This is a genomic window from Staphylococcus sp. 11-B-312 (assembly GCF_016743055.1).
In the GTDB taxonomy this organism is placed as follows: Bacteria; Bacillota; Bacilli; order Staphylococcales; family Staphylococcaceae; genus Staphylococcus; species Staphylococcus ureilyticus.
Window position 1 is genome coordinate 1,255,547 of sequence record NZ_CP068241.1, and the last position, 14,985, is coordinate 1,270,531.

Sequence of the window (14,985 nt, forward strand, 5' to 3'; positions counted from 1 at the left end):
TTGGGCGTGATTGTTGCAGGTCAAAAGCTTAATTCCTCGATAAAATAAAAAGGAATTAGTTTTTTTATTTGTGGTACATTCTTCTGACCGTAATCAATTGTCATCTAATAATGACATTGTATTTTTTCATTTGATTTAACACGTTAAATATATGTTCTTAAAGTAAAAACATTGATGTTAATGGATTTTTAGTAATTTACTCTTGATAAGACATCACACCTTCAAATGAAGATATTAAAACCACCGAAAGACTTAGAGAATGTGGACAACTTTTAGGTATTGATTTATTAGACCATGTCATTATAGGAGACCATGAATATTTAAGTATGGTAGAAGAAGGATATTTTGATTAAACTGTGTTAGTTTAAATGGAGTTAATATTGCTGATGATATTGAATAGCTCTGTCATTATATACTAGATAGTTATTTTATATCCGAGACATCAAATTAGCTGGTTAAGCAGTAGGCAATATACTTTTAGTTGCGCTATTATTACCTGTGATTTATTAAATGCAAATGATTAAAATGATTATAATGATTATAATGTATTTATATAGTACTATTTTGATTTTGACGGTTGGCGGTACAGTTTCATCAACGCGTCTTAATTTTTGAAAGATTAGGATTATTCATTTATAGTACGGTCGTCGTTAGATTAATTTGGGCGTTATTATTGTGTGCTTGTTATTAATGTAAGCGTGTAATTGCGAAAACAGTCATATGAATTAAAAAAGGCGCTTATTGGACATCAATGTCTATAAGCGCTAAAATTTTAATTTATAAAACTGAAAAATTGATTATAATTTTCCATTAACCAAAGAATGCCTTGGTATCCTAGGTAAATACATAATACAATTATGCCAACATAGATTAAAAATCTTAAAATAGATAAACCTACTCTAAATAATAAGATAACTAAGAGTGCAAGCAGGATTATAGATAAAATACTCATTGTCTATTCACTCCTTTTAATATAGTTTAATATTAATGCATGAAACATACATCGGTCTATAGTTAAAATATAAATACACCTATAGTCTGATGATAAACTTTATTAAACATACTATAATTTTGATGAATAAAATAGGAGGATGGTTCATGCGTTTCATATTTAGCATTATAAAGAATATTATAGCTATTATTGCCATTATAGTAATTGTATTTTTCGCACTCAAATACGCGCCTTTTTTAAAAGACCAAGATTGGAATCCAATGCACAATGATGAATCATCCTTAAATAATAGCGCAAATAAAGGGCATCTAACAGGTGGACAAAGATATTCAGTGGAAGATAATGATATTTTAAATAACGTTCCACTTAGTCAAACGAAGAATATGTTTAATTGGATTGATAAACGAGAGTTTATGTCAGTAACTGGTATTGAAAGAATGGGATATAACGACTCTTATTTGGCTGGGCAACGTGGCGATGAATTTATTATATATAAATTTGGTTCTGAATCTATGAGAGTTTATAAAACTGAAATAGAAATGAATCAAGACCTTAATCAATTAGGTGAACATATAGAATTAAAGCCAGCATCAAATTATGAGTAATGGATTTGAATTCTTTTAATAAATAAGTTAGCCTTATATAAGTAATAAGAAAAGGTTGGTGTTTATAATGAGTGAAAAATCTAATGAAAAAAAAGCAGACGAACAAGCAAAAGCACAAAATTTATTTGCACGTTGGCGTAAAGAAGAAACGCTTTATAAAGAAGATGAAAAAGAATCTAGTAAGTCTAACGACTCTAAAACATCATCAGATGAAGAAAAAAATTAGATTTATTTAATCAAGTACTAAAAGTTAATCGAATGTGTATGTAAGAGCAGTTTACACTGCTTCTAAGCATTTCTTAGATTTTTAAAAATAAATAGGATAAATAAGCAGGACGAGTTTTAAAGTCGATTTGGATATGATTGATTTTGACTCGTTCTTTTTTTATGCGGTTGGATATTTATTGAAATGAATAATGGGTTACCTTGACGTTATTTTTAGTTGCCTATTATAAAAATTAATTGATGTGTTAAAATCAATACTAAATAATACACTATTCTATATAATTACTGCTATAATACAAGTTATCACAATGTTTGAATATAAAATATAATAAACTTATCTTCATATTTAAATCCGTAAATAAATTTTGTTCTATATTCTTTATGTTCGTGCTTTATTTCGTTTTAGTAGTAATATAAAATGATAAGAAGAAGATAAAATAGTTGGTTAATAGAGGTGTTTAGGTTGTCAAAGTTTTTTAGAAACAACAAATTGATTGTTATATTATGTGCAATCATTGTGTTTATAGCCTTGATTGGTGTGTCATTACGCTCACAATCACAATCACATGTTGAACAATATGTGGGAGATACGGTTGCTTTTGGCCAAAAAGCTGTGAGTTATCCAGTCCACTTTGTTACTGGATCTATCAATAGTATTTTTTCTAATGGCGACTCCAAAAAGCAATCAAGTGAAATAAAACAGTTAGAAGCAGAAAATCAAAGGTTAAAATCAGAAAATAAAAAGTATAAAAAAGAATTAGATATTGAAGATATATCTAAATTTGATCCAATTTCAAGCACAGTTCTTTCAAGAAATCCTGATCAGTGGATGAATACATTAGTGATTAATCAGGGTGCAAAAGATGGCATCAAAAATAATATGGCAGTAATGACTTCTGATGGATTAGTTGGACGTATCTCTAAAGTGAATCAATTCTCTTCACAAGTAGATTTAATATCAACAAATACAAGGGCGAATCGCTTATCTGTCAATATTCAACATGATGACAAAAATGTGTTTGGTCTCATAGACCATTATGATGCTAAAACTGAAGAGCTAGTAATATCTGATATAAACAATAAAGACAGTATTAAAAAAGGAGATAAAGTAGTTACAAGTGGATTAGCTGATCAGCTTCCAACAGGGTTATACATAGGTGAAGTAGCAAAAGTTGAAAATGATGAGTATGGCTTATCTAAAGAAGTTAGAGTGAAAACTGGTACTGATTTAGCTGATTTAAGCCATGTTTATGTTGCTAAAAGAGACCCTAATACGGTGCCTGATACTGAAAGTGGTGATAATTAATGCGTACGTTTTACTACTTTCTTATTGGTATCATTCTTTTTTATATTGATACTGCAATTGCACTAGTGATACCTATGCAAATTTCTGGAAATGAAATCATCTTCGTGCCTCATTTAACGATAATGTACATCTTAATCATGAGTGTCTATAGAGGTTTTGGTGTAGCAATGGTTTTCTCAATTGTCTTAGGATTAATTACCGATTTATATTATGGAAGTTTTTACGGACTATATTTATTTGGTTATATTTTATTAGTTGTCATCATGGATTTTTTCTTCAAAGTATTTTATCGAGATCATTCGATGCTATTTACAATCGTATTGTTGAGTACACTCGTGTTAGAAATTTATGTAGCAATTATATATAGTGCTTTAGGATTAGTTCAATTTAATTTATTTGAATTTGTGATTTTTAGAATGTTACCGACGTTTATACTTAACTTTATTTTATTAATTATTTTGTATCCGCTAATAACAAAATTTCTCAAAAAAATCCAATTGAAGATTGACAGTAAAAGATTGTAATGCTAAAATGCAGTAGTTGAGTAGTTTCTAGCTACATACAACCGCTCAAATTCAGGTTCAAGTACAGTGATGTCACCTGATTTTGGCGTGACTTAAATTATAGGAGGTGCAAAGTATGTTTGCTATTATTGAAACAGGTGGAAAACAAGTAAAAGTTGAAGAAGGACAAGAAATTTTCGTTGAAAGATTAGACGTAAATGAAGGTGATTCTTTCACTTTTGATAAAGTATTATTTGTAGGTGGAGATTCAGTTAAAGTTGGTGCGCCAACAGTTGAAGGTGCAACAGTTACTGCTACTGTAAACAAACAAGGTCGCGGTAAAAAAATTACTGTATTCACTTATAGACGTCGTAAAGACTCTAAACGTAAAAAAGGTCATCGTCAACCATACACTAAATTAACAATCGACAAAATCAACGCATAATTATGATTAAAGTAGATGTTACATTAAATGATTCGGGCCAAGTAACAGACGTTGTCATGGATGGTCATGCCGAACATGATGAGTATGGTTATGACATTGTATGTGCAGGAGCATCTGCAGTTATTTTCGGTAGTGTTAATGCTATAATGGGATTAACAACCGAGAAACCCGACATTGACTATAGTGATGACGGTGGATACTTCCATGTTAGAAGTGTCGATACACATAACGAAAAAGCGCAATTAATTCTTCAGGCAATGTTAGTCTCTTTGCAGACAATTGAAGAAGAATACAAAGAAAATATTAGATTAAATTATAAGTGAGGTGCAACCAAATGTTAAAATTAAACTTACAGTTCTTCGCATCTAAAAAAGGGGTAAGTTCTACAAAAAACGGACGTGACTCTGAATCAAAACGTTTAGGTGCTAAGCGTGCGGATGGTCAATTCGTTACTGGCGGTTCTATTTTGTTCCGTCAACGTGGTACTAAAATTTATCCTGGTGAAAATGTTGGTCGTGGTGGCGACGATACATTATTCGCTAAAATCGACGGCGTTGTAAAATTCGAACGTAAAGGTCGAGACAAAAAACAAGTATCTGTATACGCAGCTGCTGAGTAATTTTTGTTAATGTTAACACCAGAAGTGATGACTTCTGGTGTTTATTTTTGTCTTTATTTTCTAGTTATCTAGAAAATGCTATAATATACAAGATATGTAAATTAAATTTAGTAAAAAAGAGGTGAAATCATGTTTGTTGATCAAGTTAAAATATCACTTAAAGCTGGTGATGGTGGTAATGGCATAACTGCATACAGAAGAGAAAAATACGTACCATTTGGTGGACCAGCTGGTGGTGATGGTGGTAACGGAGCTTCAATTGTGTTCGAAGTAGATGAAGGTCTAAGAACGTTATTAGATTTCAGATATCAAACACATTTCAAAGCTAAAAGAGGTGAAGGTGGCCAAAGTAGTAATATGCACGGGAAAAACGCTGAGCATTTAGTATTAAAAGTGCCACCAGGTACAATCATTAAAAGTGTTGAAACTGAAGAAGTATTAGCAGATTTAGTAGAGAATGGACAGCGTGCTACAGTTGCTAGAGGCGGTCGTGGTGGTCGTGGGAATTCACGCTTTGCTTCTCCACGAAACCCTGCACCAGATTTTAGTGAAAATGGTGAACCAGGTGAAGAAATTGAGGTTACTTTGGAATTAAAACTACTTGCAGATGTTGGTTTAGTCGGTTTCCCAAGTGTTGGGAAATCTACATTACTATCAACAGTTTCTAAAGCAAAACCAAAGATTGGAGCTTATCATTTTACGACTATTAAACCTAACTTAGGTGTTGTCTCTACCAAAGATCATCGAAGTTTTGTGATGGCGGATTTACCTGGTCTTATACAAGGCGCTTCTGAAGGTATCGGATTAGGTCATCAGTTTTTAAGACACGTTGAGAGAACCAAAGTAATTGTGCATATGATTGATATGAGTGGTTCAGAAGGTCGAGATCCTTACGAAGATTATCAAATTATTAATGAAGAATTAAAAGCTTATGAACATAGATTAGAAGATCGACCACAAATAGTTGTTGCTAATAAAATGGATATCCCCGATGCAGAAGATAATCTAACTATTTTTAAAGAACAATTAAATGATACCAGTGTACGTATTATTCCGTTGTCTACAGTAATGCACGACAATATTGATGAATTATTATATGCTATTGCTGATACACTAGAAGAAGTTAAAGATGTAGATTTTAATAAGGAAGAAGAAGATTTGGGTGTTAATAGAGTTGTCTATAAACACACGCCTAGCCAGGATGCATTTACGATTACAAGAGACGATGATGCTGCTTACGTAGTGAGTGGTAAAGCCATAGAAAGAATGTTCAAAATGACTGACTTTAATAGTGATCCAGCCGTTAGACGTTTTGCGCGTCAAATGCGTTCAATGGGTATTGACGATGCACTACGTGAACGTGGTTGTGAAAATGGAGATATTGTAAGAATACTTGGTGGAGAATTTGAATTTGTTGAATAGGAGTGCTTGATATGGACAAAAATGAAAATAAAAAGTTTTATTTAATTCGTGAAGATGTTTTACCTGAATCAGTGGTTAAAACTTTACAAATCAAAGAAGTTTTGAAAAATGACCCATCATTGTCCATATTTGAAGCAGTGAAGCAATTCGATTTATCCCGCAGTGCGTTTTATAAATATCGAGACACGATATTTCCAGTTGACGAAAAATTAGAGGAAACAAGAGAGTTTACATTGATATTGTATGTAAATGACATCATAGGTATGTTAGCTAAAGTTTTAAATACACTTTCTAAATTAGATTTGTCAGTGCTGACGATTCATCAAAGTATACCGATGGACGGTAGAGCTACCATTACACTATCATTAGATGGTAAAGACACAGATTTAGAAATAGATGAAGTTATAAATTCATTGAAAAAGATTGAACATATTTCTAATGTTGAACTCATTAGTATGACTATATAAGGAAGTGTGACTGTGTACGCATATATTAAAGGAACTTTAACTGTTTTAAATCCTACTCATGTAGTGTTAGAAGCTTCAGGTGTAGGTTATGAGATTCAAACGCCAAACTCATATCGATTTCAAAAATATAAAGATCAAGAGATTTTGATCCATACTTCATTGATTGTAAGAGAAGATGCACAGCTGCTTTATGGCTTTATTAATCAAGAGGAAAAAGACATGTTCTTAAGTTTAATTAAAGTGACAGGCATCGGTCCTAAATCAGCATTAGCAATTTTAGCTAGTAGCTCACCAAATGAAGTGAAAGTTGCAATTGAGAATGAAAATGATGCTTATTTAACAAAATTCCCAGGTATAGGTAAAAAAACAGCGCGTCAAATTGTTTTAGATCTTAAAGGTAAAGTACAAATAACTGAGGAAGATAGCAGTCACTTATTTAATGTAGAACATGATAATCAGCAAAATTCTGCTATTGTTAAAGAAGCGTTACTAGCTTTAGAAGCGCTAGGTTATTCTAAGAGAGAGTTAAATAAAGTTGAAAAAACTTTAAATAAAGAATCTTTTGACTCAATAGACGATGCAGTGAAGCGTGGTTTACAATTGCTCATAGCTTAAGTTTGTTGAAATTTTAAGAAGGGGGAATTACAAATGGATGATAGAATGGTAGATCAATCTATGCATGAAGATGAATCATCATTTGAGTTATCTTTAAGACCAGAAAGATTACGCCAATATATAGGACAGTCAACGATTAAATCAAATTTAGAAGTTTTTATCAAAGCAGCTAAAATTAGGAAAGAACCGTTAGATCATGTGCTATTATTTGGCCCCCCTGGATTAGGCAAGACAACTTTATCCAATATCATCGCGAATGAAATGGAAGTTAATATTAGAACCATATCTGGCCCATCTATTGAAAGACCGGGTGACTTAGCAGCCATTCTGTCTAGTTTACAACCTGGAGACGTGTTGTTTATCGATGAAATACACAGGTTAAGTAGTGTTGTGGAAGAAGTTTTATATCCAGCAATGGAAGATTTCTTTCTTGATATTGTAATAGGTAAGGGAGAAGAAGCGCGAAGTATACGTATAGACTTGCCGCCTTTTACATTGATAGGTGCTACAACCAGAGCAGGAAGCTTAACTGCGCCTTTACGTGATCGATTTGGTGTTCATCTGAGATTAGAATATTATAGAGAAGATGAATTAAAAGAAATTATAATACGCACCGCAGAAGTATTAGGTACGACTATTGATGATGAAAGTGCAATTGAACTTGCGAAAAGAAGTAGAGGTACACCGAGAGTTGCGAACAGACTGTTAAAACGCGTAAGAGATTTTCAACAAGTTAAAGAAGATGAATTGATTAGTATTGATACGACAAAACAATCACTAGCATTGTTACAAGTAGATGATGAAGGATTAGATTATATTGATCATAAGATGATGAACTGCATCCTAGAACAATATAAAGGTGGCCCAGTAGGTTTAGATACAATTGCTGTTTCTATTGGAGAAGAACGTGTCACAATAGAAGATGTTTACGAACCATTTTTAATACAAAAAGGTTTTATTGAACGTACACCAAGAGGGCGTAGAGCGACAGCTTATGCTTATGAACATTTTAGTAAGAATGGAAAGAAGGAATAGTTTTGGATATTGAAGCATTTGATTATCATTTGCCAGAATCATTAATCGCTCAAACGCCTCTAAAAACTAGAGATGAGAGTAGATTGCTTGTGCTTGGTAGAAAAACTGGAAATATTGTGCATAAACACTTTAAAAATATCATTGATTATTTAGAAGCAGGAGATACATTAGTACTTAATGACACAAAAGTCATGCCTGCACGCTTATTTGGTTTGAAAGAAGAAACAGGTGCAAAAGTGGAAATGCTGATGCTAACGCAACTCGAGGATAATGACTGGGAAGTCTTATTGAAACCAGCCAAAAGAATTAAAGTAGGAGACAAATTGTCTTTTGGTGAAGGCAAAATAGTAGCTGAATGTATCGAAACATTAGATCAAGGCGGAAGAATCATGCGTTTAAACTATGAAGGTATATTACAAGAGCGCTTGGATGAATTAGGCGAAATGCCCTTACCTCCTTACATTAAAGAGCGTTTGGATGACCCAGATCGTTATCAAACCGTTTATGCAAAAGCATCCGGATCGGCGGCGGCTCCTACAGCTGGACTTCACTTCACCGATAAACTACTTGAGCAATTGCAAGCTAAAGGTGTTAATATCGCATTCATTACTTTGCATGTTGGATTAGGTACATTTAGACCTGTGAGTGTTGAAAATATAGATGATCACGAAATGCATAGTGAATATTATCAGATGGATCAAGATACGGCAGATTTACTAAACCATACAAAATCAAATGGACATCGTATTATTTCAGTAGGTACGACTTCTACTAGAACATTGGAAACAATCATGCAATCACGTAACAATTTTGTAGCAGACAGTGGATGGACTGATATTTTTATCTATCCTGGCTTTAAATTTAAAGCGATAGATGGATTAATTACCAACTTTCACTTGCCGAAATCCACATTAGTTATGTTAGTTTCTGCATTTAGTTCAAGAGATTACATACTGAACGCCTATCAACAGGCAGTCAAATTGGAATATAGATTTTTTAGTTTCGGCGATGCAATGTTAATTTTATAGGAATGAAACGAAAGGAGTTTTTGTATGCCAGCTGTAACGTATGAACATATAAAAACATGTAAACAATCTGGAGCAAGATTAGGAATCGTGCATACACCTCATGGATCGTTTGAAACACCAATGTTTATGCCTGTTGGAACCAAAGCCACAGTGAAAACGATGAGTCCTGAAGAATTGCATCAGATGGAAGCAAAAATAATATTAGGAAATACATATCATTTGTGGTTGCAACCAGGAAATGATATTATCAAAAAGAGTGGGGGATTACATCAGTTCATGAACTGGAATGGTCCAATACTGACAGATTCAGGTGGTTTTCAAGTATTTAGTTTAAGTAATTTAAGAAAAATTACTGAAGAAGGTGTTGAATTCCGTCATCATACTAATGGTTCGAAATTATTCTTGAGTCCTGAAAAATCAATGCAGATTCAAAATGACCTTGGTTCAGATATTATGATGGCATTTGATGAATGTCCACCTATGCCAGCTGAATATAAATATGTAAAAGATTCAATCGAAAGAACAAGTAGATGGGCTGCTAGATGTTTACAAGCGCATCAAAGACCCGAAGATCAAGCTTTATTTGGTATTATCCAAGGTGGAGAATATAAAGATTTACGTCAACAAAGCGCTGAAGAGTTAGTGGCGTTGGATTTTCCTGGATATGCAATTGGAGGTTTATCTGTTGGAGAACCAAAGCCAGTAATGTATGATATGGTCTCGCATACACAACAATTTATGCCTAAAGACAAACCGCGCTATTTAATGGGTGTGGGTTCGCCAGATGCATTAATAGAATGTAGCATTCGAGGTATGGATATGTTTGATTGTGTATTACCTACGCGTATTGCACGTAATGGTACATGTATGACTTCACATGGCCGTGTTACTATAAAAAATGCTAAATATGCTGAAGATTTAGGTCCACTTGATGATAATTGTGACTGCTATACTTGTAAAAATTATAGTAGAGCATACATAAGGCATTTAATAAAAGCAGAAGAAACTTTTGGTATCCGTCTTACTACTTATCATAATTTACATTTCTTGCTGAAATTAATGGAAAACATCCGACAAGCTATTCGTGATGATCGTTTACTTGATTTTAAAGAAGAATTTTTTGAACAGTATGGACTAAATGTAGAAAACCCAAAAAACTTTTAAAAGGGAGCAATAACTATATGCAATTTACTTCATTGATATTACCGATATTATTATTAGTATTAATGTGGTTCTTCTTAATTAGACCACAACAGAAAAAGGCTAAAGAGCATCGTGAAATGATTAGTCAGATTTCATCTGGACAACACGTTACGACTATAGGTGGCATTAAAGGAACTGTACGTAGCGTTGACGAAACTACAGTTGTATTAACTTTAAATGGCAACGGTACAGAAATTACTCTAGAAAAGCCAGCTATTAAACAAGTTGATCCTTCATAAATCACGTTATAATTACGAACTGATATATACTATCAGTTCGTTTTTTGTTTAACAAAACCTAAAGATATTGGACTTTAAAGATATAGTTGGTGTTATAATGAAAGATAGACAAAAGCAAATATTTTATATAGCTTAAGTAATCATTACAATTGATAACACTTACATTTAAAAAGAAGTTACAAATAAGTTAAGTTTGTTTTTACACTACATGTAATGTGTTAAAATATGTAAGGTTATTGAGAAAAAGTTTAATCGTCGAGTAAATGATAAAGATGGCGATTGAATTCTGACAAAATTATAACATAAGCTTACAATGAGGTGTTCAAGTGAAGAAGAGTAGTAGAATAGTTGCATTTATATTACTTGTGGTTCTATTGTTAGGCGGGATAGGACTTACATATAAAAATGTAGTTAAAAATGTCAGCCTCGGATTAGATTTACAAGGTGGTTTTGAGGTTTTATATCAAGTTGATCCTTTACAAAAAGGAGATAAAATTGATGATAAAGCTGTCAAAGCCACAGCAAAAACACTTGAAAACCGTGTGAACGTTTTAGGGGTTTCTGAACCTAAAATTCAAGTGGAAGATAAAAATAGAATCCGTGTACAATTAGCAGGTATAAAAAATCAATCTCAAGCTAGAGAAATTTTATCATCACAAGCTAATTTAACGATTCGTGATGCTGATGACAATATCAAACTTACGGGTAAAGATATACAACAGGGTTCAGCGAAACAAGAATTCAAACAAAATACGAATCAGCCCGCGGTTACTTTTAAATTAAAAGATAGTGATAAATTTAAAAAAGTAACAGAAGAAATTTCAAAAAAAGATGAAAATGTCATGGTTGTATGGCTAGATCACGAAAAAGGTGATACTTACCATAAAGAAATGAATAAAAAAGATCCAAAATACGTGTCTGCTGCTTCAGTTGACAAACCTATCAATTCAGATAGTGTGGAAATTTCTGGTGGATTTAAAGGTGAAAAAGGGATTGAAGAAGCAAAACAAATTGCTGATTTATTAAATTCCGGGTCATTACCTGTAGATTTAAATGAAATTTACTCTAATTCAGTAGGTGCACAATTTGGACAAGATGCATTAGATAAAACCATATTTGCTGCGGCAATTGGTATTGCAGTTATTTATTTATTTATGTTAGGTTTCTATCGTTTACCAGGATTAGTAGCTGTTATTGCACTTACTGTTTATATTTACTTAACATTAGTAGCATTTAATTTCATTTCTGGTGTCTTAACGTTACCAGGCCTTGCAGCTTTAGTGCTGGGTGTCGGTATGGCAGTCGATGCGAATATTATCATGTATGAACGGATTAAAGATGAACTGAAAATTGGACGAACACTTAAACAAGCTTACAAAAAAGCGAATAAAAGTTCATTCTTAACCATAGTAGATGCGCAGCTTACAACTGTGATTGCTGCTGCTGTATTGTTCTTCTTTGGTGAAAGTTCTGTTAAAGGTTTCGCAACGATGTTGTTACTTGGCATATTAATGATTTTTGTAACAGCAGTATTTTTATCCAGATGGTTGCTATCATTGCTTGTTTCTTCAAATTTCTTCAAAAAATCATCTTGGTTGTTTGGTGTGAACAAGCATCATATTGCAGATATAAATGAAGGTAAGGAAGTTCATGATTTAAAAACCCCTTATGAGCGTTGGGATTTCATGAAGTTAGCCAAGCCATTGTTGTCACTAAGCGTACTAATTTTAATTGTCGGTGCAGTGATACTGTTTATTTTCAAACTAAACTTAGGTATTGATTTTACAAGTGGTACAAGAGTTGACTTTGAATCAAAAGATAAAATATCTGAAGCGAAAGTGACAAAAACACTTGAAGATCAAGATTTTAAACCTACACAAGTTTCTTTAGGTGAAAATGGTAAAAATGCAACAGTACAATTTAAAAATGATTTATCTAAAGATGAAGTTTCAAAAATTAAGAACACAATTGATAAATCATTTGGCAATGATCCAACGGTAAATACTGTTTCACCAGTTATAGGTCAAGAATTGGCTAAAAATGCGATGATGGCATTATTATATGCTGCCATTGGTATCATTATTTATATCACTTTCAGATTTGAATGGCGTATGGGACTGTCTTCAGTACTAGCATTATTACACGATGCATTTATGATTGTGGCAGTTTTCAGTCTATTTAGATTAGAAGTTGATATTACATTTATTGCAGCCGTGCTAACTATCATTGGTTACTCAATTAATGATACGATTGTAACGTTTGACAGGGTGCGTGAGAACTTGCATAAAATAAAAGTGATTACGAAACCTGAACAAATCGATGATATTGTCAATAGATCGATTCGTCAAACAATGACGCGTTCTATCAATACAGTACTGACAGTGATTATTGTCGTAGTTGCACTATTAGCATTCGGTGCACCAAGTATTTTCAATTTCTCATTAGCGTTGTTAATTGGTTTAATATCTGGTGTGTTCTCATCAGTATTTATAGCTGTTCCTTTATGGGGAATTATGAAAAAACGTCAGCTTAAAAAATCAGACGACAATAAACTTATTGTATATAAAGAGAAAAAATCAAATGATGAAAAAATATTAGTTTAATTAATATCTAATAGGTACTAACTTAAAAATCAAACATAAATCAGTATGGGAGAAAAAGCCCGTTTCTAAAATAGATGACTAATCCGTGGTAAAATGAACTGCACCCTGTCAAGTAGACAGTGAAAAAAACAAAATGTTTATGGCTACCTTATATTTACGATATAAGGGTAGCCATTTTTAATGTTATTCTTTCTTGATTAAAAAATTCTATATATGAATTAATTGCTTTTATTGCTGTAGCCTTGTCTTTAAAAATCACTTTTTTTCTTCCTCTAAACAATTCACTTTTAATAGTTCCCCATACACCTTCCATAGGCCCATTATCTATGCAACATCCTGGTCGTGACATACTTTGTTTTATACCAAGTTGCTCTAACGTAACTTTAAATAATCTGCTTGTATATTGATATCCTCTGTCGCTATGCAAGAGTATACCTTCGGTATTCGGCACAAGTTTGACTGCTTTTTTGAGCGTATCTAATACAAATTTATTGTTATTTGAGGTACTTAATTTATGACTGATAATCTGTTTGCTGCCTAAGTCATAAATAGCACTTAAGTAAAGTTTTTTACCATTGCTGAGTTTGAATTCTGTAACGTCAGTTAACCATTTTTTATTTGGGATTTGTTCTTCAAATTTTCTATTTAATATATTATGTGCTGTAATTTCAGGTGTTGTTTTAATATATCGTTTTCTTTTAGGGCGGATAGTAGATTTTAGATTAAGTTGATTCATCAATCTATAGACACGTTTATGATTTACTTTTTGATGTAGTTTAAGTCTTAAATATATGTATATACGACGATATCCATATATGCCTTTGTATTTATTGTAGATATCAACGATATCTTTGATTAATTTTTGATTTTCAATTTCTTTATTTGATGGTTTGCGATGTAACCATTTATAGTAACTTGAACGTGATATCTTTAATACTGAACATAACCAAGCTATCGGATAAAGGTTTTTAAATGCTTTTACCGTTTGGTATGATGCTTTTTGTCTGATGCCTGTTTCATCAACTTCCTTTCTATTTCTTCTTCCTTTTTAAAACGTCATTTTCCATTTGAAGAAATTTATTTTTCTCTTTAAGTATCTTAATTTCAGCTTTTAATGCCTCTTCAGGTGTTAATACAGACTGGGGTTTCCTTTTCCACGTCCATCTTTAAGCCCATCATACCCATGCAAGTTGTACTTTTTACCCAGTTATATACTTGGCTATAATTGATGTTAAAATGATTTGCTGTTGTCTTATACGATTGGCCATGATTCATATAATAATCAACGATTTCTACACGATCTTCAAATGTTAATGATTTATATTTCAATTGATACACCTCGGGTTTTGGAGAATATGTTTTTAATATTTTACCCGATAAATACTTTGAAATCCATTTGTTTACAGTTGAAGTAGTGGGGATATTATATTTAACTACTAAATCAGTTAAAGATAGGCCATCATTTATATATTCGTGCACAACTTTAAGCTTAAATTCATTTGAGTAGGTATTATTTCTCTGAATTGGTAAAAGCACCTTTATTCCATGCTTCTTAAATTTATAATAGTTAATCAATAATGTTCTAGGAGAACAATTTAAATTTAATTTTTGAATTACATTTTTCATACTATATCCTTCTTCATATAAGCTGAAAGCTTTTTGATAAGTTTCAGGTGATAATTTTCTATGAGTCATAAAAAAGCTCCCTTCAAAGTTTA

At 32.4% G+C, this 14,985-nt stretch carries 16 protein-coding genes, 2 pseudogenes and 1 other annotated feature; of the genes and pseudogenes, 16 read left to right on the top strand and 2 right to left on the bottom strand.

All coding sequences use genetic code 11. The features are described 5' to 3' along the window. Positions 1–209 precede the first annotated feature (209 nt). A pseudogene (locus JG554_RS05960) lies at positions 210–353 on the top strand (JAB domain-containing protein); the annotation flags it as partial. A 419-nt stretch (positions 354–772) separates the two neighbouring features. On the opposite strand, the gene JG554_RS05965 reads toward JG554_RS05960, so the two are convergent. Further along, positions 773–952: a hypothetical protein gene (locus tag JG554_RS05965; RefSeq protein WP_019468500.1), complete on the bottom strand. Its 180-nt coding sequence runs from the start codon at positions 950–952 to the stop codon at positions 773–775. A 146-nt stretch (positions 953–1,098) separates the two neighbouring features. Here JG554_RS05965 and JG554_RS05970 point away from each other — a divergent pair, with 146 nt between their 5' ends. From JG554_RS05970 to secDF, 15 genes are all read left to right on the top strand, one after another. Beyond that, positions 1,099–1,557 carry a DUF4930 family protein gene (locus JG554_RS05970; protein WP_046207927.1) on the top strand — a complete coding sequence of 153 codons (459 nt, stop codon included), beginning with the start codon at positions 1,099–1,101 and terminating at the stop codon, positions 1,555–1,557. A gap of 67 nt (positions 1,558–1,624) precedes the next feature. Continuing rightward, a complete protein-coding gene (locus tag JG554_RS05975) occupies positions 1,625–1,783 on the top strand; it encodes a hypothetical protein (protein WP_164987239.1) in 159 nt (52 codons plus the stop codon). A 462-nt stretch (positions 1,784–2,245) separates the two neighbouring features. After that, entirely contained in the window at positions 2,246–3,088 is an 843-nt protein-coding gene (gene mreC, locus JG554_RS05980; RefSeq protein ID WP_046207926.1) for a rod shape-determining protein MreC, read from the top strand. After that, positions 3,088–3,612 (top strand): rod shape-determining protein MreD, encoded by a 525-nt coding sequence (gene mreD, locus JG554_RS05985; protein WP_046207925.1) that lies wholly within the window; start codon positions 3,088–3,090, stop codon positions 3,610–3,612. Before mreC ends, mreD begins: the two co-directional genes overlap by 1 nt. Before the next feature lie 29 nt (positions 3,613–3,641). After that, positions 3,642–3,715: a sequence feature (ribosomal protein L21 leader region), on the top strand. A gap of 12 nt (positions 3,716–3,727) precedes the next feature. After that, a complete protein-coding gene (rplU, locus tag JG554_RS05990; protein WP_046207924.1) occupies positions 3,728–4,036 on the top strand; it encodes a 50S ribosomal protein L21 in 309 nt (102 codons plus the stop codon). Between the two features lie 2 nt (positions 4,037–4,038). Next, positions 4,039–4,359 carry a ribosomal-processing cysteine protease Prp gene (locus JG554_RS05995; protein WP_070039349.1) on the top strand — a complete coding sequence of 107 codons (321 nt, stop codon included), beginning with the start codon at positions 4,039–4,041 and terminating at the stop codon, positions 4,357–4,359. 11 nt (positions 4,360–4,370) lie between these two features. Next, a complete protein-coding gene (rpmA, locus tag JG554_RS06000; protein ID WP_019468507.1) occupies positions 4,371–4,655 on the top strand; it encodes a 50S ribosomal protein L27 in 285 nt (94 codons plus the stop codon). Between the two features lie 129 nt (positions 4,656–4,784). Next, positions 4,785–6,077, top strand: coding sequence for a GTPase ObgE (obgE, locus tag JG554_RS06005; RefSeq protein WP_064208870.1), 1,293 nt, complete (start codon positions 4,785–4,787; stop codon positions 6,075–6,077). Between the two features lie 11 nt (positions 6,078–6,088). Beyond that, entirely contained in the window at positions 6,089–6,544 is a 456-nt protein-coding gene (locus tag JG554_RS06010) for an ACT domain-containing protein (RefSeq protein WP_046207921.1), read from the top strand. 12 nt (positions 6,545–6,556) lie between these two features. Continuing rightward, complete coding sequence (gene ruvA / locus JG554_RS06015; protein ID WP_070039353.1) at positions 6,557–7,159, top strand: Holliday junction branch migration protein RuvA; 603 nt, start codon at positions 6,557–6,559, stop codon at positions 7,157–7,159. A 33-nt stretch (positions 7,160–7,192) separates the two neighbouring features. Then, on the top strand, positions 7,193–8,194 hold the full coding sequence (gene ruvB / locus JG554_RS06020) for a Holliday junction branch migration DNA helicase RuvB (protein ID WP_046207919.1): 1,002 nt from the start codon (positions 7,193–7,195) through the stop codon (positions 8,192–8,194). 2 nt (positions 8,195–8,196) lie between these two features. Further along, positions 8,197–9,222, top strand: a complete 1,026-nt coding sequence (queA, locus tag JG554_RS06025) for a tRNA preQ1(34) S-adenosylmethionine ribosyltransferase-isomerase QueA (protein ID WP_070039355.1) — start codon at positions 8,197–8,199, stop codon at positions 9,220–9,222. Between the two features lie 24 nt (positions 9,223–9,246). Further along, the gene (gene tgt, locus JG554_RS06030; RefSeq protein WP_019468513.1) at positions 9,247–10,386 is read left to right on the top strand and encodes a tRNA guanosine(34) transglycosylase Tgt; all 1,140 of its coding nucleotides are present in this window, start codon (positions 9,247–9,249) and stop codon (positions 10,384–10,386) included. Positions 10,387–10,403: 17 nt separating this feature from the next. Further along, entirely contained in the window at positions 10,404–10,664 is a 261-nt protein-coding gene (yajC, locus tag JG554_RS06035) for a preprotein translocase subunit YajC (protein ID WP_019468514.1), read from the top strand. 326 nt (positions 10,665–10,990) lie between these two features. Further along, positions 10,991–13,267 carry a protein translocase subunit SecDF gene (gene secDF / locus JG554_RS06040; RefSeq protein WP_046207916.1) on the top strand — a complete coding sequence of 759 codons (2,277 nt, stop codon included), beginning with the start codon at positions 10,991–10,993 and terminating at the stop codon, positions 13,265–13,267. A gap of 154 nt (positions 13,268–13,421) precedes the next feature. On the opposite strand, the pseudogene JG554_RS13355 reads toward secDF, so the two are convergent. After that, positions 13,422–14,962, bottom strand: a pseudogene (locus JG554_RS13355) (IS3 family transposase). Positions 14,963–14,985 lie beyond the last annotated feature (23 nt).

What these genes read in the sequence shown, in the direction of transcription:
- rpmA (WP_019468507.1), top strand. Translation starts at nt 4,371, where the DNA reads ATGTTAAAATTAAACTTACAGTTCTTCGCATCTAAAAAAGGGGTAAGT.
- JG554_RS05970 (WP_046207927.1), top strand. Translation starts at nt 1,099, where the DNA reads ATGCGTTTCATATTTAGCATTATAAAGAATATTATAGCTATTATTGCC.
- JG554_RS05975 (WP_164987239.1), top strand. Translation starts at nt 1,625, where the DNA reads ATGAGTGAAAAATCTAATGAAAAAAAAGCAGACGAACAAGCAAAAGCA.
- tgt (WP_019468513.1), top strand. Translation starts at nt 9,247, where the DNA reads ATGCCAGCTGTAACGTATGAACATATAAAAACATGTAAACAATCTGGA.
- JG554_RS05995 (WP_070039349.1), top strand. Translation starts at nt 4,039, where the DNA reads ATGATTAAAGTAGATGTTACATTAAATGATTCGGGCCAAGTAACAGAC.
- JG554_RS06010 (WP_046207921.1), top strand. Translation starts at nt 6,089, where the DNA reads ATGGACAAAAATGAAAATAAAAAGTTTTATTTAATTCGTGAAGATGTT.
- ruvB (WP_046207919.1), top strand. Translation starts at nt 7,193, where the DNA reads ATGGATGATAGAATGGTAGATCAATCTATGCATGAAGATGAATCATCA.
- obgE (WP_064208870.1), top strand. Translation starts at nt 4,785, where the DNA reads ATGTTTGTTGATCAAGTTAAAATATCACTTAAAGCTGGTGATGGTGGT.
- yajC (WP_019468514.1), top strand. Translation starts at nt 10,404, where the DNA reads ATGCAATTTACTTCATTGATATTACCGATATTATTATTAGTATTAATG.
- rplU (WP_046207924.1), top strand. Translation starts at nt 3,728, where the DNA reads ATGTTTGCTATTATTGAAACAGGTGGAAAACAAGTAAAAGTTGAAGAA.
- JG554_RS05965 (WP_019468500.1), bottom strand. Translation starts at nt 952, where the DNA reads ATGAGTATTTTATCTATAATCCTGCTTGCACTCTTAGTTATCTTATTA.
- mreD (WP_046207925.1), top strand. Translation starts at nt 3,088, where the DNA reads ATGCGTACGTTTTACTACTTTCTTATTGGTATCATTCTTTTTTATATT.